This is a genomic window from Streptomyces sp. NPDC097617 (assembly GCF_044761485.1).
GTDB lineage: Bacteria > Actinomycetota > Actinomycetes > Streptomycetales > Streptomycetaceae > Streptomyces.
Genome location: NZ_JBIWCL010000034.1, coordinates 21,792 through 41,881, shown reverse-complemented (window position 1 = coordinate 41,881; position 20,090 = coordinate 21,792). Strand labels below are relative to the sequence as shown.

17 protein-coding genes and 1 pseudogene are annotated in these 20,090 nt (G+C 71.6%); 9 read left to right on the top strand and 9 right to left on the bottom strand.

Translation table 11 applies throughout. The features are described 5' to 3' along the window. Positions 1–27 precede the first annotated feature (27 nt). The 4 genes from ACIQZO_RS36235 to ACIQZO_RS36220 form a co-directional block, all read right to left on the bottom strand. Positions 28–828, bottom strand: a complete 801-nt coding sequence (locus ACIQZO_RS36235; protein ID WP_403634973.1) for an SRPBCC family protein — start codon at positions 826–828, stop codon at positions 28–30. 32 nt (positions 829–860) lie between these two features. Then, positions 861–2,504, bottom strand: a complete 1,644-nt coding sequence (locus tag ACIQZO_RS36230; protein WP_403634970.1) for a polyamine aminopropyltransferase — start codon at positions 2,502–2,504, stop codon at positions 861–863. A 114-nt stretch (positions 2,505–2,618) separates the two neighbouring features. Further along, positions 2,619–3,167, bottom strand: coding sequence for a DUF2617 family protein (locus ACIQZO_RS36225; protein WP_403634968.1), 549 nt, complete (start codon positions 3,165–3,167; stop codon positions 2,619–2,621). A gap of 298 nt (positions 3,168–3,465) precedes the next feature. Further along, the gene (locus ACIQZO_RS36220) at positions 3,466–3,627 is read right to left on the bottom strand and encodes a hypothetical protein (protein WP_403634965.1); all 162 of its coding nucleotides are present in this window, start codon (positions 3,625–3,627) and stop codon (positions 3,466–3,468) included. 244 nt (positions 3,628–3,871) lie between these two features. On the opposite strand from ACIQZO_RS36220, the gene ACIQZO_RS36215 reads away from it, so the two are divergent. From ACIQZO_RS36215 to ACIQZO_RS36205, 3 genes are all read left to right on the top strand, one after another. Beyond that, positions 3,872–5,071 (top strand): pyridoxal phosphate-dependent aminotransferase, encoded by a 1,200-nt coding sequence (locus tag ACIQZO_RS36215; RefSeq protein ID WP_403634962.1) that lies wholly within the window; start codon positions 3,872–3,874, stop codon positions 5,069–5,071. A gap of 88 nt (positions 5,072–5,159) precedes the next feature. Next, entirely contained in the window at positions 5,160–5,417 is a 258-nt protein-coding gene (locus tag ACIQZO_RS36210; protein ID WP_403634960.1) for a type II toxin-antitoxin system Phd/YefM family antitoxin, read from the top strand. Positions 5,418–5,426: 9 nt separating this feature from the next. Beyond that, positions 5,427–5,687 carry a Txe/YoeB family addiction module toxin gene (locus ACIQZO_RS36205; protein ID WP_403634958.1) on the top strand — a complete coding sequence of 87 codons (261 nt, stop codon included), beginning with the start codon at positions 5,427–5,429 and terminating at the stop codon, positions 5,685–5,687. Between the two features lie 118 nt (positions 5,688–5,805). Here the strand turns inward: ACIQZO_RS36205 and ACIQZO_RS36200 are convergent, their stop codons facing one another. Further along, positions 5,806–7,965 (bottom strand): hypothetical protein, encoded by a 2,160-nt coding sequence (locus ACIQZO_RS36200; protein WP_403634956.1) that lies wholly within the window; start codon positions 7,963–7,965, stop codon positions 5,806–5,808. A gap of 404 nt (positions 7,966–8,369) precedes the next feature. Between ACIQZO_RS36200 and ACIQZO_RS36195 the strand changes: the two genes are divergently transcribed. From ACIQZO_RS36195 to ACIQZO_RS36180, 4 genes and pseudogenes are all read left to right on the top strand, one after another. Further along, positions 8,370–11,150, top strand: a complete 2,781-nt coding sequence (locus ACIQZO_RS36195) for a DEAD/DEAH box helicase (RefSeq protein WP_403635091.1) — start codon at positions 8,370–8,372, stop codon at positions 11,148–11,150. After that, positions 11,147–12,460: an SWIM zinc finger family protein gene (locus ACIQZO_RS36190; RefSeq protein WP_403634953.1), complete on the top strand. Its 1,314-nt coding sequence runs from the start codon at positions 11,147–11,149 to the stop codon at positions 12,458–12,460. Before ACIQZO_RS36195 ends, ACIQZO_RS36190 begins: the two co-directional genes overlap by 4 nt. 51 nt (positions 12,461–12,511) lie before the next feature. Next, positions 12,512–12,943: pseudogene (locus ACIQZO_RS36185) on the top strand (aminotransferase class I/II-fold pyridoxal phosphate-dependent enzyme); the annotation flags it as partial. 175 nt (positions 12,944–13,118) lie between these two features. After that, positions 13,119–14,309 carry a glycosyltransferase family 39 protein gene (locus ACIQZO_RS36180; RefSeq protein ID WP_403634950.1) on the top strand — a complete coding sequence of 397 codons (1,191 nt, stop codon included), beginning with the start codon at positions 13,119–13,121 and terminating at the stop codon, positions 14,307–14,309. A 3-nt stretch (positions 14,310–14,312) separates the two neighbouring features. Here the strand turns inward: ACIQZO_RS36180 and ACIQZO_RS36175 are convergent, their stop codons facing one another. Further along, positions 14,313–14,870, bottom strand: a complete 558-nt coding sequence (locus tag ACIQZO_RS36175; protein WP_403634947.1) for a YbjN domain-containing protein — start codon at positions 14,868–14,870, stop codon at positions 14,313–14,315. Between the two features lie 134 nt (positions 14,871–15,004). After that, a complete protein-coding gene (gene clpB, locus ACIQZO_RS36170; RefSeq protein WP_403634944.1) occupies positions 15,005–17,605 on the bottom strand; it encodes an ATP-dependent chaperone ClpB in 2,601 nt (866 codons plus the stop codon). A 123-nt stretch (positions 17,606–17,728) separates the two neighbouring features. Here clpB and ACIQZO_RS36165 point away from each other — a divergent pair, with 123 nt between their 5' ends. Then, entirely contained in the window at positions 17,729–18,163 is a 435-nt protein-coding gene (locus tag ACIQZO_RS36165; protein WP_403634942.1) for a pyridoxamine 5'-phosphate oxidase family protein, read from the top strand. A 134-nt stretch (positions 18,164–18,297) separates the two neighbouring features. Here ACIQZO_RS36165 and ACIQZO_RS36160 read toward each other — a convergent pair whose 3' ends face one another. Both ACIQZO_RS36160 and ACIQZO_RS36155 read right to left on the bottom strand, forming a co-directional pair. Continuing rightward, a complete protein-coding gene (locus ACIQZO_RS36160; protein WP_051762453.1) occupies positions 18,298–18,579 on the bottom strand; it encodes a (2Fe-2S)-binding protein in 282 nt (93 codons plus the stop codon). A 29-nt stretch (positions 18,580–18,608) separates the two neighbouring features. Next, positions 18,609–18,890: a hypothetical protein gene (locus tag ACIQZO_RS36155; protein WP_403634939.1), complete on the bottom strand. Its 282-nt coding sequence runs from the start codon at positions 18,888–18,890 to the stop codon at positions 18,609–18,611. A gap of 84 nt (positions 18,891–18,974) precedes the next feature. On the opposite strand from ACIQZO_RS36155, the gene ACIQZO_RS36150 reads away from it, so the two are divergent. Beyond that, positions 18,975–20,051, top strand: coding sequence for a helix-turn-helix transcriptional regulator (locus ACIQZO_RS36150; protein ID WP_403634936.1), 1,077 nt, complete (start codon positions 18,975–18,977; stop codon positions 20,049–20,051). Positions 20,052–20,090 lie beyond the last annotated feature (39 nt).

Here is a 20,090-nt window from a genome sequence, read left to right as displayed (position 1 = left end):
CCGACCCTAATGCGGCCGGCCCCCGGTTCAGCGACGACGGCGCAGGGCCCGCCCGATGACAACCGCCGAGGCCAGCGCGATGGCGGCGGCCGGGGCGATCCAGCGCAGGCTGTCGCCGGCGGTGGCGGACGCGGGCGCGGGGACCGGGGCGTACCGGCCGCGCGGCGGGGCGTGGTCCACCTCCTCCGCGCTGCGGCCGATCATGGTGCGGCGGGCGTGGGCGGCTTCGGCCGGGGGCTGCGGCGCCGCGTCGGCGCCGTCGAACTGACCGGCGAGGAAGGGATCCAGGGACGGCGGCGGCGCATCGGTCTCGGACAGGGAGGCGCTGACCTCGCCGACCCCGTCGTCGCCCGCTTCGGACTCGGGTGCGGACTCCGACTCGGCCACCGGGTCGTCGGGCGCCGACCCGAGGGTCAGCGCCCCGGCGGCCCGGTCGAGCAGCCGCTGCACGGCGGTGGCCGTGGCCTCGGGAGGGAAGCCCGCGGCCCGTCCGTCGGCGGTGGCCGTGGCGGTGAAGTCCAGCCGGGTCCCCTCCGGCACCGGGACCAGCCTCAGGTCGAGGAGGAACTTCACGCTCCCGCTGCCCCGGACCTCGGTCCCCTCGCCGTCGAAGGTGAAGTGCCCGGGGTCCCGCTCGGTGACGGTCAGGGCGCCCCGGTAGGTCACGGTGCTCCCCCCGATCCGGACCTTGAGCCGGCCCGAGAGCGGCCCGGCCGCGGTGTCGGCGTCCTGCTGGAGTCCCGGCACGCACCGGGCCACCCGAGCGGGGTCGCGCAGCACGGCGCGGAGATCGTCTGCCGGTACCGGGACGAACACCTGATGCTCCATGCGGTCGAGCCTACCGACGAGACCGCACCGGGTCACGAATACCGCGGGTGCGGCAGGGTCGACGGCGGAAGTCCGGGCACCCGGGTGCGTTCCGCGTCGCGTGCGGCGTCCTGCAGGGAGCGGGTCGACAGCGAGCGCAGTGCGGGCGTGTCGCGGTCCACGCGCAGCGGCGGGTCCTGGTCCCGGGAGGCCAGGACGAAGCCCCAGTCCTGCGGCGGTGCGTCGCTCTCGCCGAGCGGAGTGCGGTCGGGTCCGGCGGCGAAGCCCGTGAGGCGGCCGCCCGCGCTGTAGGGGGCGGTGCGCAGTCCGGCCGCGCGGAGGGTGGAGTCGACGGTCCAGTACGTACGCGGGCGCGTGGCGAGCGGTCCGGCGTGCACGGCGATCCGGCCCCCGGGGCGCAGGGCCCGCGCGGCCAGCCCGTAGAACTCCTGCGAGTACAGCTTCGTGCTGGGGGTGATGCCCGGGTCGGGGAGGTCGGAGACGATGACGTCGAAGCGGTCGCCGGCGGCCGGTCCGCGCAGCCAGCGGAAGGCGTCCTGGGTGACGACGGCAAGGCGCGGATCCTCGTACGCCCGGGAGTTGAGCGCGGAGAGCATCGGATCGGTGCGGGCGAGGCGGACCACGCCGGGGTCGAGCTCGACGACGGTGACCGAGGAGACGTCCCCGTACTTGAGCACCTCGCGGGCGGCGAGCCCGTCGCCGCCGCCGAGGACCAGGACGCGGGAGTGCGGGCCGGTCATCGCGGGGTGGACCAGGGCCTCGTGGTAGCGGTACTCGTCGTAGCCGCTGACCCGCAGCCGCCCGTCGAGGTACAGGTCGAGGGAGCGCGGGGAGCCGGTCGACGGCCCGGTGAGCACCAGTTCCTGCACCCCGGTCTGCACGGCGACCCGCACCTCCCCTCCGTACACGGCACGCCGGGCGGTCCGCTCGAAGTCGTCGGCGAGGACGGTCGCGGAGGCGAGTACGGCCAGGACGGTCACGTTCGCCGCGACCAGCAGCCAGCGGCAGCGTCTGCTCAGGTCCCGGCGGAACAGCCACAGGACCAGCCCGCCGCCGACGATCACGTTGACGGTGCCGGTGACCATGGCGCCCGTGAGCTGGCCGAGCAGCGGGAGCAGCAGGAAGGGGAAGGCGAGGCCGCCGACGAGGGCGCCCACGTAGTCGGCGGCGAACAGGTCGGCGACGGCCCCGCCCGCGTCCTGTCTGCGGATGCGCTGGATGAGGACCATCAGCAGCGGGATCTCCGCGCCGATGAGCACCCCGATGGCGAAGGCGAAGGCGACCAGCGCGGGGCGGGATTCCCCCAGCCAGGCGAAGCTCGCGTACAGCGCCATGGCCGAGAGCCCGCCGAGAAGGGCGAGCGCGGCCTCGATGGCGCCGAAGCCGAAGGCGGGCCGGTGGCGGAAGCGCTTGGCGAGCAGGGAGCCGACGCCCATGGCGAAGACCATGACGGACAGCACGACCGACGCCTGGGTGACCGAGTCGCCGATCAGGTAGGTGCCGAGGGCGAGCAGCTCGAGCTCGTACACGAGCCCGCAGGCGGCGCAGATGAACACGGTGGCCAGGACGAGGAGTCGGCCGGTCCGGGGCCGTACGGGCAGGGCGGCCGGGACGGTCGCGGCGCCCCGAGGCTCCGGGGCCGGAAGCACCCGGCGCGGGACGGAACGGTCGATCATGAAGCGAACCGTACGTCACCGCCCACTCGCATCCGGTCACCCACATGGGTTCAAGTGGGGTGCTGATCCCGCCAGTTGGCGTAACCGCGGCGGATAATCGCGCCCCGGCGCCCGCTACAGCAGCGCCTGCGACTCCAGGGCCGCCGTCGCGGGAGCCCCCATCCGTACGCCCACCCGCGTGCGGGTGGCCACCAGCTGGCCCTCCTGCGGGTACGCGTGCCACGTCCGCCAGCGCACCTGCCCCTCGTAGTGCTGCGCGAGCATGGCGGTGAAGGCGTGCGGACTGCCCGGAAAGGTCCCCGCTAGCCCGTTCGGGTGGTCCGCCACCAGTGCGAGCAGCTCTTGGGCCCGCCCCGCGAAGGATCCGCGGGACAGGGTCTCGACCCGCGCGGCGAACTCGTACTCCCAGTCGCCCACCCGCTTGGCCACACCGAGCGGCAGCGGCGTGCTGCTGCCGGGCATACAGGCGACCGTCTCCGAGCAGAGCACCTCCCCCTCCTCCAGAAGCACCTGGTGGGACGCCCCGAGCAGGCGCAACTCCACCTTCGCCCCCGAAAGTTCGAGATTCAGTACGGCCAGGGCGGGCAGCCGGTCCCGACCCAGGGCCCAGGCGAGATCGGCGGCACGCGTGTCGGTGTATGAGGTCTGGAGGGTCGTGAGCATGAGTCGGCTCCGCAAACGCGCGAGGGAGATGGGCCGGGGCCCGCCAGCGGTAGCAAGCGCGGGTGGGGGGACACCGGCACGGGTCCACAGGAAGTCCAGGGAGGTCCGAGGACTGGTCTACTCAACCGAGGGAATCATGAAAGGCACGGCACTCACAGCGTTTTTACCCAACTTGAAGGGGTTTACATCCCCCCGGGGGCTCCGCAGTTCACGTGTTCAACAAGTTGCGCCCCGCGCGTCGTCATGCATCGACGAACAAGAGGGCGCCCGACGGCAGTCGGGCCGTCGAACGCCCTCGTCAACTCGGTGTCGCGCGGTGCCGGCCGCCCCGTGTCAGCTGGAACCGCCGCACCCGCCACCACCGCCGCACGAGGAGGACGATCCCCCGCACGACGAGGAGGAGCCGCAGCTCGACGACGACCCGCAGCCCGAGCCCGACGAGGACCCGCCGTCCACCCACCAGCTGCTGCGGCGGCCCCGGCGACGGGGCGAGGTACGCCCCCTGGAGGAGCGGACCAGCTTGGTCAGGAAGAAGGCCGCAAAGAAGAGCAGGATCACTACGAAGACGAACCCCATGTCCGCCACCTCTCTCACACCCCGGTCTTCCCGGGGGAGCAGGATCCCCGCGTCCTGCGTGAAGGGGGGATTCCCGCGGCCCGCACGACCCAAAGCACACTTGAGGAAGTCCAGAGGTTGCCCGCAGGATGGCGCTCATGAGCGCACCCGTGAACAGCGACCGCCCCTTCCTGAACCGCCGCCTGGCGGCCTTCGGCACGACGATCTTCGCGGAGATGTCGGCGCTGGCCGCCCGCACCGGTTCGATCAACCTCGGCCAGGGATTCCCCGACACCGACGGTCCCGCGCAGATCGCGGAGGCGGCCTCCCGCGCGGTCCTCACCGGACGCGGCAACCAGTACCCGCCGGGGCCCGGCGTCCCGGAACTGCGCACCGCGATCGCCGCCCACCAGCAGCGCTTCTACGGCCTCACCCACGACCCCGACACCGAGGTCCTCGTCACGGCCGGCGCCACCGAGGCCATCGCCGCCACGCTCCTCGCCCTCCTGGAGCCCGGCGACGAGGCCATCGCCCTGGAGCCCTACTACGACTCGTACGCGGCCTGCATCGCCATGGCCGGCGCCGTACGCGTCCCCGTCACCCTGCGCCCGCACGCCGGGGCCTTCGTCCTCGACCTGGACGAACTGCGCGCCGCCGTCACCCCGCGCACCCGCCTGCTGCTCCTGAACACCCCGCACAACCCGACGGGCACCGTCCTGACCCCGGCCGAACTCACGGCGATCGCCGAGCTGGCCGTCGAGCGCGACCTGCTGGTCGTCACGGACGAGGTGTACGAGCACCTGGTCTTCGAAGGCGCCCACACGCCCCTCGCGGGCCTGCCGGGCATGCGCGAACGGACGGTCACCATCTCCTCGGCCGGCAAGACCTTCTCCTTCACCGGCTGGAAGGTCGGCTGGGTGACGGGTACCGCAGAACTTGTCACCGCCGTCCGCTCCGCGAAGCAGTTTCTGACCTATGTCGCCTCCGGCCCTTTCCAGTACGCCGTCGCCGAAGCTCTACGGCTGCCCGACACGTACTTCACAGCCTTCCGCGAGGACCTGCGGGCCAAGCGGGACCTGCTGTGTACGGGACTCGCCGACGCGGGCTTCGGAGTCTTCCGGCCGGCCGGAACGTACTTCATCACCGCCGACATCCGCCCGCTCGGCGAGAGCGACGGCATCGCCTTCTGCCGGTCCCTCCCGGAACGCGCGGGTGTGGTCGCGATCCCCAACGCGGTCTTCTACGACCACACGGAGGCGGGCACCCCCTATGTCCGGTTCGCGTTCTGCAAACGCACCGAGGTACTGATGGACGCGACGGAACGGCTCCGCAAGGCATTCGCATACTGACCGCCGTCCTACGGGGCCGGTCGTTGCTGGCGCTTGCCCACACCACAGAGGGGGGCGTACAATTTCTTGTACGTGAAAGGGGTCGATCGTGAAGACCATGACATATTCCGAGTCGCGCGCGCGGTACGCCGAGGTGCTCAACTCCGTCACCGACGACCGTGAAGAGATCGTTATCACCCGGGCCGGACATGAGCCGGTCGTCATCGTCTCTCTTGAGGACTACGAGTCCCTGAAAGAGACCGCGTACCTGCTGCGAAGCCCGGCGAACGCCCGGCGCCTGCTCGCGTCCATCGACGAGCTGGAAAGCGGCGGCGGCACCGTGCGCGAGCTGGCGACCGGCGAGTAAGGGCCGCGAATGAAGATCACCTTCGCCTCCCGCGCATGGGAGGACTACCTGTGGTGGCAGCTCCAGGACCGGAAGATCCTGAAGCGCATCAATGCACTCATCGCGGACATTGCCCGGAACGGCAACGAGGGGATCGGCAAACCGGAACCGCTCAAGCACGGATTCCAGGGCTACTGGTCACGCCGCATCAACGACGAGCACCGACTGATCTACAAGGCCACCGAGGATGGCGTCCTGATTGCACAGTGCCGCTACCACTACGAGAGCTGACACGGCTCAAGGATCGAGCAGAGCCCCTGCCGGTCCCGCGTCGCGCAGCAATCACGCATGTCGGCAAGGGCGGAACCTGGGCTTGACGTGCCTCTTGGCTTTCGGCGCGGGTTCGACTTCATCGTCGGCGCTGGGATCCGACTTTGGTCGCCGACCTGCGCAGCCGCTTGGCCAGCGCCTTGTCCCGAGCTCTGAGGTGCCGCCCCGCCGCTTCCAGGACGGCTTCGGTGGCGGGGTGCTCGCAGCGCCACAGATCGTCGGCGGCCTGCTCCAGGAGCGGCAGTACCGAGTCCCCTTCCTGGTCCAGGAACGTGGCGAATGCCTCGTCGGCTACGCCGAGCGGACCCCACAGGTGGTCGACGAGCCCCCAGCGCCGGAGTTCCGGACCGTGTCCCTCGGGGATCTCGCCACGGCCGACCAGCGTGATCGCCGCGGACTCGGCGCAGCCAGGGACACCCGAGGCCGCGGCCTTGCGCAGGACCGCGAGCGCTCTGGGTTCATCCAGTTCTGCCAGCACCGGTGCGGCGGCCAGGCGGCGGAGGGCCGCGTCGGCTTCCAGTCCAGCGCAGGCGTCGATGAGCTGGACCGCGGCCGGGCCCTGGCCCCGATGGCTGATCCATCCGGTGATCTCGGTGTGGGCGGCGTCCTGGTCATAGTCGAGCAGGGCGTCGAGCAGCGTCGGGGCGTCGGCGTCGGCCAGCTCGCCGACCAGCGGAGCGTGGACTCCCCCGGCGAGCAGGTACTCACGCAGTCCGTGGCGTCCCAGCGGGGTGAGCCTGAGCCTTGTCCCGGGCAGGGGAGTGTCGTCGCCGTCCTCGGTGTTCCCCATGACGCCGAGGAGGTCGAGGAGGATGCGGTCGTGCTCCCGGCCCGTCTCCGGACCGGTCTCGACCTCCGCTGCCTGGTACTCGGCGAGGAGCAGGGCAGCTTGGTCGAGGATCTGCAGGAAGAGCAGTTCGACCAGTCGTGCCTCCTGCTCGGGGAGGCCCTCTCGGAGTGCGCCGACGAGCAGCGCCGTATCCAGCCATTCGCCGTCGGGAACTTCGTACAGTGCCCGCAGCACCACCGCCGCCAAGCCGTCGACGTCCTCGTCCTGCATGCCCAGCGCGGCCAGCAGCAACGGGGGCAGGCCGAGGGCCCCGAGGTCGTCCAGGCCATCGAGTTCGTCCTCGAGCGCCCGGCACCAGAGCTCCAGTACTCCCTCGCCCCCCGCGGTGGCGGGCAGGCCGGCACCAGGCCGGGCGGTGCCCGCGCTGATCTCCACCAGGTCCGCGTCCAGAGCAAGACACCAGGGGCTGTCCAGGCAGGGCAGATCGCCGGAGCTACGCAGGCGGGCCAGCCGCTCGTCGCGCTCCGCGGGCCGGAGTGCGCTCAGTTCGTCGTCCTGGGCCCACAGTTCGAGTTCCTGGACGGCCAGGCGGCCCAGAGCAGGCTTGAGCATCTCCCGGGACGTGACGGCTCGTCCGCCCCGGCACCAGTCGGCCAGGCGGAGCGCGGTGGCGATCCGCGGCACCCTCCGGGCGGCCGCGGCGAGCTCCGCGCGCGGTGCCAGGGAGACGGGGCGCACCGGGACGAACTCCGCGGCGAGGCCCTCGTCGTACTCGTCGTCGTGGACCTCGCCGCAGGAGCAGCGCCGCCCGCCGGGGGCAGCCGCGGCCGACTGTCGTGCCGGGGCGGCCGTGGGCGGCCGCGGGTCCAGTCCGGCCAGTTCCCGGTCCAGGGCCTCGCGGTCGAAGTCGGCGGGGTCGAACCCCTCCTCGCGCAGCGTTTCGACCAGGTCTGTCCACGGCTCGGGGGCCGGTGCGCCGCGGTCCGCGACGGCGTCGAGTACGGCCTGCAGCCCCCAGGCGCCACCGGTGTCCTCGGCGTAGGGCATGGCGCGGCGTCCACCGGTGCAGCGAACGCGTCGGTCGGGAGCGGACGTGGGGAGGCTCTTCTCCAGGGTGATCTGGTGCCGCCAGTCGTCGCCGAAGTCGTAGGTGTACTCCAGCCGGCCGCCTTCGTGGGGCAGCAGCTCGGCCACGGTCACGGACTCCTCGTCGGCATCGCGGACAGGATCGCGGTCCAACGGCGCGTCGAAGTCGGCGAATTGGCGGCCGGATCTGGGTTCGGCGAAGGAATGAAGGTGCGAGTCGTCCCAGCCGAAGCATGTCTGGATGATGTCGTGCAGGCAGCCGAGCGAGGTGTCGGCCGGCAGGGTGACCCGGCGCCAGACCGGTGGGCTGGTGTCTCGCAGGGCGATCTTCAACTGGTAGGTCGGCACAGACTCTGCGGTCACGGCGAACGATTCCCTCAAGGCGGAGACGGATTCCGGCACCGGCGAGGGGCCGCGACCACGAAGGCGTCGCAGCCGTCTCTGGTGGGCGCCGGAGACATCTTCCCGCATTGCGCCGAGTGGGCGAAGCCATTCTTGGCACGTCCCGTCCGCCGGCGCGGATAGCCTTGCTCCGACAAGGGCGGCGCGGGTACCCGTGTCCTCCCGAGTAGTTACACGATCGTGTGCCAGGAGTGGGCGTAGTGGCGAAGCTTTACCCGTCGGCTGGATCCGCTGCCCCGCGCACGGCCGGATCCGCCCGGTCGACCGCGCCGGAGTCGTCGGTTCCCGACCGGGAGCGGCTGCTCTCCTGGTTGCCGGAGCTCGCCGCCGGCGAGGCGGTGTTCCTTCCCGCGGACCCGCCCCGGATGGGACGGATGGCATTCTGGACGCCCGGGAGTGAGCCGCCGCCGGGCCTCGGGGTGCAACCCGAGGAACTCACCGTGGTCCGCCCGCACGGCTCGTCCGTGCGCCGGGCACGGGTGGCCGCCGTGCCGCTGCCGGTGGAGAACGCGCTGCCGCTGCTGACCCGCTGCCGGGCGCTCGGCGGGGACGGCAGCGGTCGAGCGTCGGCCAGTACGGCGTTCTGGGGCACGGCGGCCCTGCTCGGTCTGGCCCTGGTCGGCCGCGGCCGGATGCTTCCAGGGGTGTCACCGGAAGGCTTCGACGCGTGGCGGGCCGGCCCGCTGGACGCCGAGGACCACGAGCGGCTGGTTTCCCTGGCCGCCGCCATGCCCCCGGAGGCCCGCGCGGTCGCGGTTCCCGGACTCTCCCCCCTCACCCTTCCGGCGGCCGAGCCCATGCTGCGGGCCTTCCTGGACGCCGTGGCCGATTCCCTCGCCCGCCCTCCCGCCGCCCGCCAGGTGACCGGCGGACCGGCGTTCGCGGTCCGAGCGCCGCAGTCCGTGCCCGAGCAGCGAGGCTGGGCCGCGGAGGTCGCCGCCGGCCGCGACGCGGGTCTGGCGGTATCGCTGCGGCTGGAGCTGAGCCGCTCGGACTCCTTCCGGGCCGTGGTCCAACTGCGCAGCCTGGCCGATCCCACGGTGCTCGCCGACGCCGCGGACCTGTGGTCCGGCAGGGCCACCGCCCCCGAACTGTTCGGCCCACGGGCCAAGGTCGACACGCTGCTGACGCTGCGCCGGGCCGCCCGCGCCTGGCCCCCGGCCGGACGGCTGCTGGACTCCGCCGCCCCGGCCGGTCTGGAGCTGTCCGACGAGGAAGCCCAGTCGCTGCTGGGCGACGCGGCCGAAAGCCTGGGCGCCGCCGGTGTCGCCGTGCACTGGCCCAAGGAGCTGGTACGCGAGCTGACCGCCTCCGGGGTCCTGGAACCCGTACGCCGCCCGGGGACGCAGTCCTCGGCCGAGTCCTTCCTGTCCACCGGCGGCTTGCTGGACTTCCGCTGGCGGGTTGCGCTCGGGAACCGGGAACTCACCGAGGAGGAGCTGGAACGGCTGGTCCAGGCACACCGGCCGATCGTGCGGCTGCGCGACCAGTGGGTGGTCGTGGACCCGGAGCTGGTCCGCCGACTGCGGCGGGCCGCGCAGTCCAAGGCGACCTCGCTCACCGCGATCGATGCCCTGGGCGCCGCGCTGACCGGCAGCCTCGAGGTGGACGGCGAACAGGTGGCGGTCACCGCGAGCGGCATACTGGAGGAGCTGCGCTCCCGGATCGCCGACCCCGAGGCCCGCGCCACACGCGAGCCCCAGGGGCCGCCGAAAGCCCTGGCCGCGACGCTGCGCGACTACCAGCTGCGCGGCCTGAACTGGCTGCACCGGATGACCTCGCTCGGCCTGGGCGGCTGCCTCGCCGACGACATGGGCCTGGGTAAGACAGTCACCCTGATCGCTCTCCACCTGCGTCGCCAGGAACGGAAGACCACCGCCGGCCCCACCCTGGTGGTTTGCCCCGCCTCGCTGCTCGGCAACTGGGAGCGCGAGATCCAGCGCTTCGCACCGACCACCCCGGTGCGCCGCTTCCACGGCCCCGGCCGCGAACTGGCCGGCCTCGACGACGGAGCGGACGGCGGCTTCGTCCTGACCACCTACGGGACCATGCGCCGCGACACCGAACGCCTCACCGAGCAGCCGTGGGGACTGCTCGTCGCCGACGAGGCCCAGCACGTCAAGAACCCGCACGCGCTCACCGCCCAGGCCCTGCGCCAGATCCCCTCGCGGGGGCGGGTCGCACTGACCGGCACCCCGGTCGAGAACAACCTGTCCGAATTGTGGTCACTGCTCGACTGGACCACCCCCGGCCTGCTCGGCACGCTCTCCTCCTTCCGTGACCGCTACGCCACCGCTGTCGAGGGCGACCGGGACGAACAGGCCGCTCTGCGGCTGGCCGCGCTGGTCCGCCCCTTCCTGCTGCGCCGGCGCAAGTCCGACCCCGGCATCGCGCCCGAACTGCCACCCAAGACCGAGACCGACCAGCCGGTGTCCCTGACGAAGGAACAGGTCTCTCTGTACGAGGCGCTGGTACGCGAGCTCATGGCCGAGATCGAGGAGAAGCAGGGCATCGCCCGGCGTGGTCTGGTGATGAAGCTCCTCACCGGCCTGAAACAGGTCTGCAACCACCCCGCGCAGTTCCTGAAGGAGCCTGCGAGCGCGAAGCTGCCGGGCCGCTCGGGGAAGCTGGAGCTGCTGGACGAACTCCTGGACACCGTCCTGGCCGAGGACGGGTCCGCTCTGGTCTTCACCCAGTACGTGGCCATGGGCGCGCTGATCGAGCGCCACTTGGCCGACCGTGGCGTGGACACCCTGTTCCTGCACGGAGGCACCACGGTCAAACGTCGCGAGGAGATGGTCGACGCCTTCCAGGCCGGCGAGAAGAAGGTGTTCCTGCTGTCCCTCAAAGCCGCCGGGACCGGTCTGAACCTGACCCGGGCCGGACACGTCATCCACTACGACCGATGGTGGAACCCGGCCGTGGAGGACCAGGCCACCGACCGCGCCTACCGGATCGGACAGACCCAGCCGGTCCAGGTGCACAAGCTGATCGCCGAGGGCACCGTGGAGGATCGCGTAGCCGAGATGCTCCGGCAGAAGCGAGAACTGGCCGACTCGGTGCTCGGCTCGGGTGAGGCGGCCTTCAGTGAACTGAGCGACAGCGAACTGGCCGAACTGGTCACACTGCGGAGGACGGGACGATGACCAGGCGTAGCCGACCGGGCGAGCCGGGCGCCCGCACCTTCGAGGCACTCCCGCCGGCCAAGGGCAGCCGCGCACCCTTCGCCGAGTCCTGGTGGGGCCGCGCATGGCTGCGCTCCCTGGAGGAGTCCTCCCTGGACTCCGGCCGCCTTTCGCGTGGCCGCACCTATGCGCGCGGCGGCGCGGTCGGACCGGTTACCGTCGGCCCCGGCTCGGCCGCCGCCCCGGTGCACGGCAGCCGCCCCACCCCGTACCGCTCCACGGTCCAGGTCGAGCAGCTGACGGACCGGCAATGGGACCAACTGCTCGACATGATCGCCGAGCGGGCCGCCAACATCGCCGCACTGCTGGACGGCGAGATGCCCGCCGGCCTCGCCGACGACGCCGCGGCCGCCGGCGTCCCGCTGCTGCCCGGCCCCCGGGATCTCGACCCCGAGTGCAGTTGCCCCGACTGGGGCTACCCCTGCAAACACGCCGCCGCCCTCTGCTACCAGGTCGCCCGGCTCCTGGACCGCGACCCCTTCGTGCTGCTGCTCCTGCGGGGCCGCGGCGAGCGGGAGCTGATGGACGAGCTCGGCCGCCGCAACACCGCCCGCGCCGCCACCGAAGCCGCCGCGTCCACGGCGACCGCAAGTGCGGGCCCGGCCGCGCTCCCGGCCCGGCCCGGTGATCCAGCCGGTCCCGCCTTCAACGCCCGTGCCGCGCTGCCACCCTTGCCCGATCCGCCGCCGCTTGCCGACCGGCCCGGCCGCGGCCCCGCGCTGGTGGATTCCGCCGTGCCTGAGCCCGGTGTGGACCCGGCCGCCCTCGAACTGCTCGCCGCCGACGCCGCGACGCGCGCCCACCATCTCCTCGCCGGAGCTCTCGGCGCACGGCACGCCGAGACCGCCCCACCCGCCCCGCTCACCGAATGGCAGGACGCCGTCCGCCTCGCCGCCACGCACACCACCACGGAAGTCTTCGCCAGGATCGCCTCGAACTGCGGCCGCACCCCCGGCGAACTCTCAGCCGGCACCCGCGCGTGGCGGCAGGGCGGCGCGGCATCCCTGGACGTCCTGGAGACCCCCTGGAGCCCGCCCGCCTCACGCCTGGAGCGGGACAGCGAGGCCCTGCGGGCGGACTGGGCCGACGGGAGACCACCCCGCCTCCGCTCCTGGCGCAACCGCTGGACCGTCGAGGGCCACGCTGCCCAACTGCGCCTGGGCCGGGACGGGCTGTGGTACCCGTACACCAAGGACAAGGGCACCTGGTGGCCGGCCGGACCACCCGACGCCGACCCCGCCGTCGTCCTGACCGCCCTCCTCTCCACCTGATCCGCGCCGCGTACAAAGAGGCGTACGAACCAATAGGTGTGCGAACGGGGAGTGGCCTGGGTCACCGCGTCCCCGGAGCTGGTCACGGCGGTCCGCTCGGCGAAGCAGTTCCTCACCTACGTCGCCTCGGGCCCCTTCCAGTACGCGATCGCCGAGGCCCTCGCCCTGCCCGACGCGTACTACGACACCTTCCGCGCCGACCTGGCCGCCAAGCGCGACATCCTCGCGGACGGCCTGGCGGCGGCCGGCTTCGAGGTCTTCCGCCCGCAGGGCACGTACTTCATCACCACGGACATCACCCCCCTCGGCGAGAAGGACGGCCTGGCCTTCTGCCGCGCCCTGCCCGAGCGCTGCGGCGTGGTCGCCATCCCGAACCAGGTCTTCTACGACGACACGTCCGCGGGCGCCACCCAGGTCCGCTGGGCCTTCTGCAAGCGCGAGGACGTCCTGCGGGAGGCCGCCGAGCGGCTGCGCCGGCTGTAGCTCCGCAGCGCTCCGCGCCGGGCCGATCCCCTGCGGACCGGGCGTTGCGCTGCCCGTCACCACGCGTCCTTGCGGGGTTGTGCGGGCGGTGTGAAGCTGTGCGTCGTGCACGTGCCCGAAGCCCTCACCAACGGGTGAGCGGAACCACCCACGGCGAGCCGGAGAGTCGGGATTCATGGCAACGGGCAGAGCGGGCGTGTCCGCGTCGCCGCTGGAAATGCGCGCGCTCCGGGCCGTCCGGTCGGCCGCGCCGACCACCGTGATCGCACTCGGGGTGTTCACCGCCGTGCGCGGGACCGGGGTGCTGGTGATCACCCTCGGGGCCTGGTGGGCCGGGCGGGATCCGCTCAAGGTGCTCGGCCGGTCCTGGGACTCGGACTGGTACCTCAGGATCGCCGCCCACGGCTACGGGCGGACCCTGATGTGGCCCGCGGCCGCCACCGGGACCGGGCCCGTGCAGAGCGACCACGCCTTCTTCCCGCTCTACCCCGCCCTGATACGGGTCGTCTCCGAAATACTGCCCGGCGGTACCGCCCTGGCCGCGCTCCTCGTCGCCTGGGTCTCCGCCGGCGTGGCCGCCCTCGGGATCTACCGGGTCGGGGAGCACCTCATAGGGCCGCGCGCAGGGCTGCTGCTCGTCGGGCTGTGGGCGGCGCTGCCGCACGCGGTGGTACTCACCCTCGCCTACACCGAGGCCCTGCTGGCCGCCTTCGCCGCCTGGGCGCTCCACTGCCTGCTGCGCGGCCGCTGGCTGTGGGCCGCCGGCCTCGCCGTACTGGCCGGGCTGACCCGGCCCACCGGGCTGGCCGTCGCGGCCGCCGTGTCGGCCATGGCCCTCCACACCGTCGTCGTCGGAAGATCCCGGGCGCCCGAGGTGTGGCTGGCCGGGCTGGTGGCTCCGGCGGGCTGGGCGGCGTACGTCCTGGCCGTCGGGGTGAAGGTGGACGACCCGATCGGCGGCTATTTCGCCGTGCAGCGCGACTGGGGCTCCCGCTTCGACTTCGGCATCGGGGCGCTGCGCTCCACGGAACGCGTGCTGACCGGCGGGCACGTGCAGCTCGCCACCACCGTGACGGTGGTCCTGCTGGCCGCGGCCGGGCTGCTGGCCGTCCTGCTGTTACTGGACCGCACCCCGCTGCCGCTGCTCGCGTACACCGCGGTCCTGCTGGTGATCACGTTCGGCGGGGCCGGCTTCTTCGAGTCCAAGCCGCGCTTCCTCCTGCCGGCCTTCCCGCTGCTCCTGCCGGTGGCCGCCGTCATGGCGAAAGCCCGGCCCCGCACCGCGGTCATGGTGACCGCGGTGGTGGCCGGGCTCTCGTACGGCTACGGGCTGTACCTGCTGCTGGTCGCCCGCGTGCCGCTGTAACGACTAGCTGTTGGTGTCGCCGTTGCTGTCGCCGTTGCTGTCGTCGTCGCCGTCGGCGGAGTCGACGTCCTGCTCCAGGCCGAGCTGCTCGACGAGCCACTTGTCGAACTCGATGGACGCGCGGACCCAGCTGACCGTGGAGGACACGAAGTGCTCCAGGTTGACGCCGGTGCCGATCAGCATCTGCGCCTCACCGATCAGGCGGACCGAGCCGTCGTCGTGGGTGTGGCTGTAGACCTTCGGCCACAGGGTGCGGCGGTTCCAGTCGTCGATCGACTCGAGAAGCTGGGGCTTCTCGTCGATCTTGTGCGGACGGTCGTAGAAGGTACGCACAGAGAAAACCTGCTGCTCGTCCTCGCCGCGGAACATGAAGTAGGTGCGGAACTCCTCCCACGGCGCCGCGAGGTCACCCTCGTCGTCGACGACGTACTTGAGCTCCATCTGCTCCAGCAGCTGCTTGACCAGATCCTGGTCGGGGACGACGGGGCCCGCCGGTCCTGTGGCCTGCGGCTCGGGCTGCTGCCCTCCGAAGTTCGGAATCGAGGCCGGGTCGATGCTCACCGTGTACTTCCCTTCGTGCGGATACCTGCATCCTCCCCCATGGCTCCCACCCCGTGTCCAGCCCCGGAGGCCCGATCCGCTCCGGGCGCAAACGCGTCCCGCCCGCAGCCCGCTCCGGGCGGCCCCGGAGCAGCTCAGAGCACCTTGCCGACCAGCAGTTCCTCGCCCGCCACGTCGACCCGTACCGTGTCGCCGTCCCGGACCTCGCCGGAGAGGATCTCCCGCGCCAGCCGGTCGCCGATCGCCGTCTGGATCAGGCGGCGCAGCGGCCGGGCGCCGTACGCCGGGTCGTTGCCCTTGTCCGCCAGCCAGGCCAGCGCCTCGGGGGTGACGTCCAGGGTCAGCCTGCGGTCGGCCAGGCGCCGGGCCAGGCGGCCGATCTGGAGCTCCGCGATGTGCGCGAGCTCGTCCCGGGTCAGCGCGGAGAAGACGACCAGGTCGTCGAGGCGGTTGAGGAACTCCGGCTTGAAGGAGGCCCGCACCACGTCCAGGACCTGCTGCTTCTTCTGCTCCGGCGGGGTCAGCGGGTCCACCAGGAACTGGCTGCCCAGGTTCGAGGTCAGGATGAGGATGGTGTTGCGGAAATCCACCGTCCGGCCCTGCCCGTCGGTGAGCCGGCCGTCGTCCAGGACCTGGAGCAGGACGTCGAAGACCTCGGGGTGGGCCTTCTCCACCTCGTCCAGGAGCACCACGCTGTACGGGCGGCGGCGTACGGCCTCGGTCAGCTGGCCGCCCTCCTCGTAGCCCACGTAGCCGGGCGGGGCGCCGACGAGACGGGCCACGCTGTGCTTCTCGCCGTACTCCGACATGTCGATGCGGACCATGGCCCGCTCGTCGTCGAAGAGGAAGTCGGCGAGCGCCTTGGCCAGCTCCGTCTTGCCCACGCCCGTCGGGCCGAGGAAGAGGAAGGAGCCGGTCGGGCGGTCCGGGTCGGCGATGCCGGCCCGGGTGCGGCGCACGGCGTCCGAGACGGCCCCTACGGCCTCGCCCTGCCCGATCAGCCGGCGGCCCAGTTCGTCCTCCATGCGCAGCAGCTTCTGGGTCTCGCCCTCCAGCAGCCGGCCGGCCGGGATGCCGGTCCAGGCGCCCACCACGTCGGCGATGTCGTCCGGGCCGACCTCGTCCTTGACCATCGCGGACTTGGAGCTGCCGGTCTTGGAGGCCTCTTCCTCCTCCTCGGTGGCCTCCGCCAGCTCGCGCTCCAGGGTCGGGATCTCCCCGTAGAGCAGCTTGGAGGCGGTGTCGAAGTCGCCGTCGCGCTGGGCGCGCTCGGCCTGTCCGCGCAGGTCGTCGAGGCGCTCCTTGAGCTCGCCGACCCGGTTGAGGGACTGCTTCTCCTTCTCCCAGCGGGCGGTCAGGCCGCGCAGCTCCTCCTCGCGGTCCGCGAGGTCCTTGCGGATCTTCTCCAGGCGCTCGATCGAGGCCGGAGCGGACTCGTTCTTCAGGGCCAGCTCCTCCATCCGCAGGCGGTCTACGGAGCGCTGGAGCTCGTCGATCTCCAGCGGGGAGGAGTCGATCTCCATACGCAGCCGGGACGCGGCCTCGTCGACGAGGTCGATGGCCTTGTCGGGGAGGAAGCGGGAGGTGATGTAGCGGTCGGAGAGGGTAGCGGCGGCCACCAGCGCGCTGTCGTTGATGACGACCTTGTGGTGGGCCTCGTAGCGGCCCTTGAGGCCGCGCAGGATCGCGATCGTGTCCTCGACGGACGGCTCGGCGACCAGCACCTGCTGGAAGCGCCGCTCCAGCGCCGGGTCCTTCTCGATCCGCTCGCGGTACTCGTCGAGGGTGGTCGCGCCGACCATCCGCAGCTCGCCGCGGGCCAGCATGGGCTTGAGCATGTTGCCCGCGTCCATGGCGGAGTCGCCGCCGGCGCCCGCGCCGACGACCGTGTGCAGCTCGTCGATGAAGGTGATGATCTGGCCGTCGCTCGACTTGATCTCGGCCAGTACGGTCTTCAGCCGCTCCTCGAACTCGCCGCGGTACTTGGCCCCGGCGACCATGGCGCCGAGGTCCAGGGAGACGAGGCGCTTGTTCTTCAGGGACTCCGGGACGTCGCCCTTGACGATGCGCTGGGCCAGGCCCTCGACGACGGCGGTCTTGCCGACGCCGGGCTCGCCGATGAGCACCGGGTTGTTCTTCGTACGGCGCGAGAGCACCTGCACGACGCGCCGGATCTCCTGGTCGCGGCCGATGACCGGGTCGAGCTTGCCCTCACGCGCCGCTGCCGTGAAGTCGGTGCCGAACTTCTCCAGGGCCTTGTACTGGCCCTCGGGATCGGGGGTGGTCACCCGCCGTCCTCCTCGTGCGTTCTCGAAGGCCTCGAGCAGCTTCTTCGCCGTCGCGCCCTGGGTGGAAAGGACCTCGCCGGCCGCGCCGCCCTTGGCGGCGACGGCGATGAGGAGGTGTTCGGTGGAGAGGTACTCGTCGCCGAGCCTGCCGGCCTGCGCGTCGGCCTCGGCGAGTACGGCGAGCAGGTCGCGGGAGGGCTGCGGGGGCGCGACCGTGGAACCGGTGACGCTGGGCAGTGCCGCGAGCAGCCGCTCGGCACCGCTGCGTACGGCGGCCAGGTCGGCCTCGGTCGCGACCAGGAGGTCGATGACGTTCTCGTTGTCCTCGCCGGCGAGGAGCGCCAGCAGCAGGTGCGCGGGGGTCAGGTCCGCATGGCCGTCCTTGACGGCCCTGCTGGTGGCCGCGTTCAACGCGGCACGGCTCTTGTTGGTCAGCTCGGCGTCCACTGCGTCTTCTCCTCTCCCCGGGGGGTGCGTGAGACAACAACACTGACACAGTCAGCGTATGCAAAGTTGAGTCTATTCCACTCAAGGCACCTGAGGACAGCGTCGAGTCGTACCCTTCGGCGCATGTCCCATGACGTACTCAACCCGACGCCCGAGTACCTCGCCTTCTGGCGGGAGCGGCACGTCTGCACCCTGACCACCCCGCGGCCCGACGGCACGCCCCACGTGGTGCCGGTGGGCGTGACGTACGACCCGGAGGCCGGCCTGGCCCGGGTGATCAGCAACCGGCACAGCAAGAAGGTGCGCAACATCCTGGCGGCGCAGGAGACGCAGGAGACCCAGGTGGAAGGCGCGTGGACCGGCGCCCGGGTCGCGGTGTGCCAGATGGAAGGGCGCCGCTGGGCGACCCTGGAGGGCCGCGCGGTGATCCGCACGGACGGGGCGTCGGTCGCCGACGCGGTGGCGCGCTACGCGGAGCGCTACGGGCGCACGCCGTCGCCCAATCCCGACCGCGTGGTCATGGAGATCACCCTGGACCGGGCCATGGGGCGCGCGTAGGCCGTTGATTCTTCATCTTGTCCGGTTAAGGCACTGGACGCGGACATCACAACGGCGCCATCGTGGTCAGGTCCACGATGGCGCCGTTGTGTGGGGGTAGCGCCTGAGCGATCTGCAACGACGGGGGAATCGCTTCAGGCACTGCGGGGGGTGGCGGTGGTGATATCGGGTTCGAAGAGCTGGTGGTCCCGCTGATCGAGATTGACGAAGACCATTCCGTAGCGCACCTCGCAGCGGACGGGCTGCGGCGCGCCCCGCGGGCGGCGCAGGCACCGGTAGGCACGTACGTCCTCGTCCTCCTCGCGCACGACGACGATCGGTTGACCGAACAGGGTGACCATCAGCGAGTCGCCCGGGTGGGGAATGGCCGTGGCGAGATCGATGAACTGCCAGCCCGAGCGGTAGGCGGAGGCCATCTCGCGGCGGAAGCCGCGGTCGTCGGGGGTCACGCCGACACCGTCACAGGGGTCTCGGTCCAGCCCGTATCGTCCTTACCCCCGCCACTGAGCCGGCCGCTGGTCCAGCCGGTGTCCGCGTACTTACCCACGGGCGCCGTGGTCCAGCCGGTATCGATCTCCGTGCTCGTCAGGCTCGTGCCCTGACCGTCCCTAGCGCTCCCCGCGTCACTTTCGACGGCGCTGACTGCCCCAAAAACCGCAACGGCGGAGAAAACTATGGCAAGCACCGAGCGAAGCATTCTCTTGTACATGGTCGGCTTCGTCCTCACTTGATGGAATCCTCTCCCCCGCGTGACAGACGATGGCTCATTCAGGCACGTCAATGCCACAGGGACGATGCATCATGTTCTTGCATGTTCAGGACCCTGGGGGGTGGAGATTTGACGCGAATCGAGACGAAAGCGACACATCCCCACCCCGTCACGTCTATGTGCACCGAGGGGACGCGGCTCTACGCGACCGCGCTGAGTACCGGCCGGATCGCCCGGGGCGAGATCAAGAACGCCCCCTGCCTGCTTGAATTCGCTCTCCTGCAACCCGACCCGGATGACGCGAACCAACTGCGTCCGGTTCCCCCGTCCGTCGCATTGGCTCAACGGCTTCATCCGATCGAACGTGAGATCCAGGACCGCCGGCGCAGCGCTGTAGATCTCACCGACACTTTCGAGCCTTTCCTCGCCATCAGCGCACAGAGCCCGGCCAACACCCATGCCATCACGGTGCTGGAGGGCTTTGAACAGATCAACGCCGCCCTGAACCTCGCGACGGCCGAATGCCACACCGAGGTGCTCACGGTCCAGCCGGGCGGGGCACGGCCCTCCCTGGCCCTGACCCAGGCCCTGGAGCGCGACCAGCCGTTGATCGACCGCGGGGTCAGCATACGGACCCTGTACCAGCACACCGCACGGCACAGCCAGGGCACGCTCGCCTACGTGGAGCGGATCTCGACGGGCAAGGTGGAGATCCGCACGCTCGAAGAGCTGATCGAACGACTGATCATCTTCGACCGCACGGTCGCCTTCATCCCGGTGAGCGACGACCGCCGGGTCGCCCTGGAGCTGCGCCACCCGGGTCTGGTCGACTACCTCATCAAGGTGTTCGAGCAGCTCTGGCACCGCGCCGTGCCCCTCCAGGAGGAAGTGACGTACCGCAGCACCCCCGGCGGGATCTCGGGCGTACAGCGGACGATCGCGCAGCTCCTGATCGAGGGCCACGTCGACGAGGCCATCGCCCGGCGCCTCGGCATGAACGTCCGCACCTGCCGGGCGCACATCGCCAAGCTCGCCACCACCCTCGGCAGCGGCAGCCGCGCGCAGCTCGGCTACCTCATCGCCCGGTCCGGCATCCTGGGCCGGCCCTCCGGCCCCGAACAGGACTGCGAGGACCATCAGGGCCACGAGGGCCACGAAGCGGACGGGGAAGGCCTCTGACAGCCCTCAGGCCCCGCCCTGGAGGGGGCGGGGCCTGAG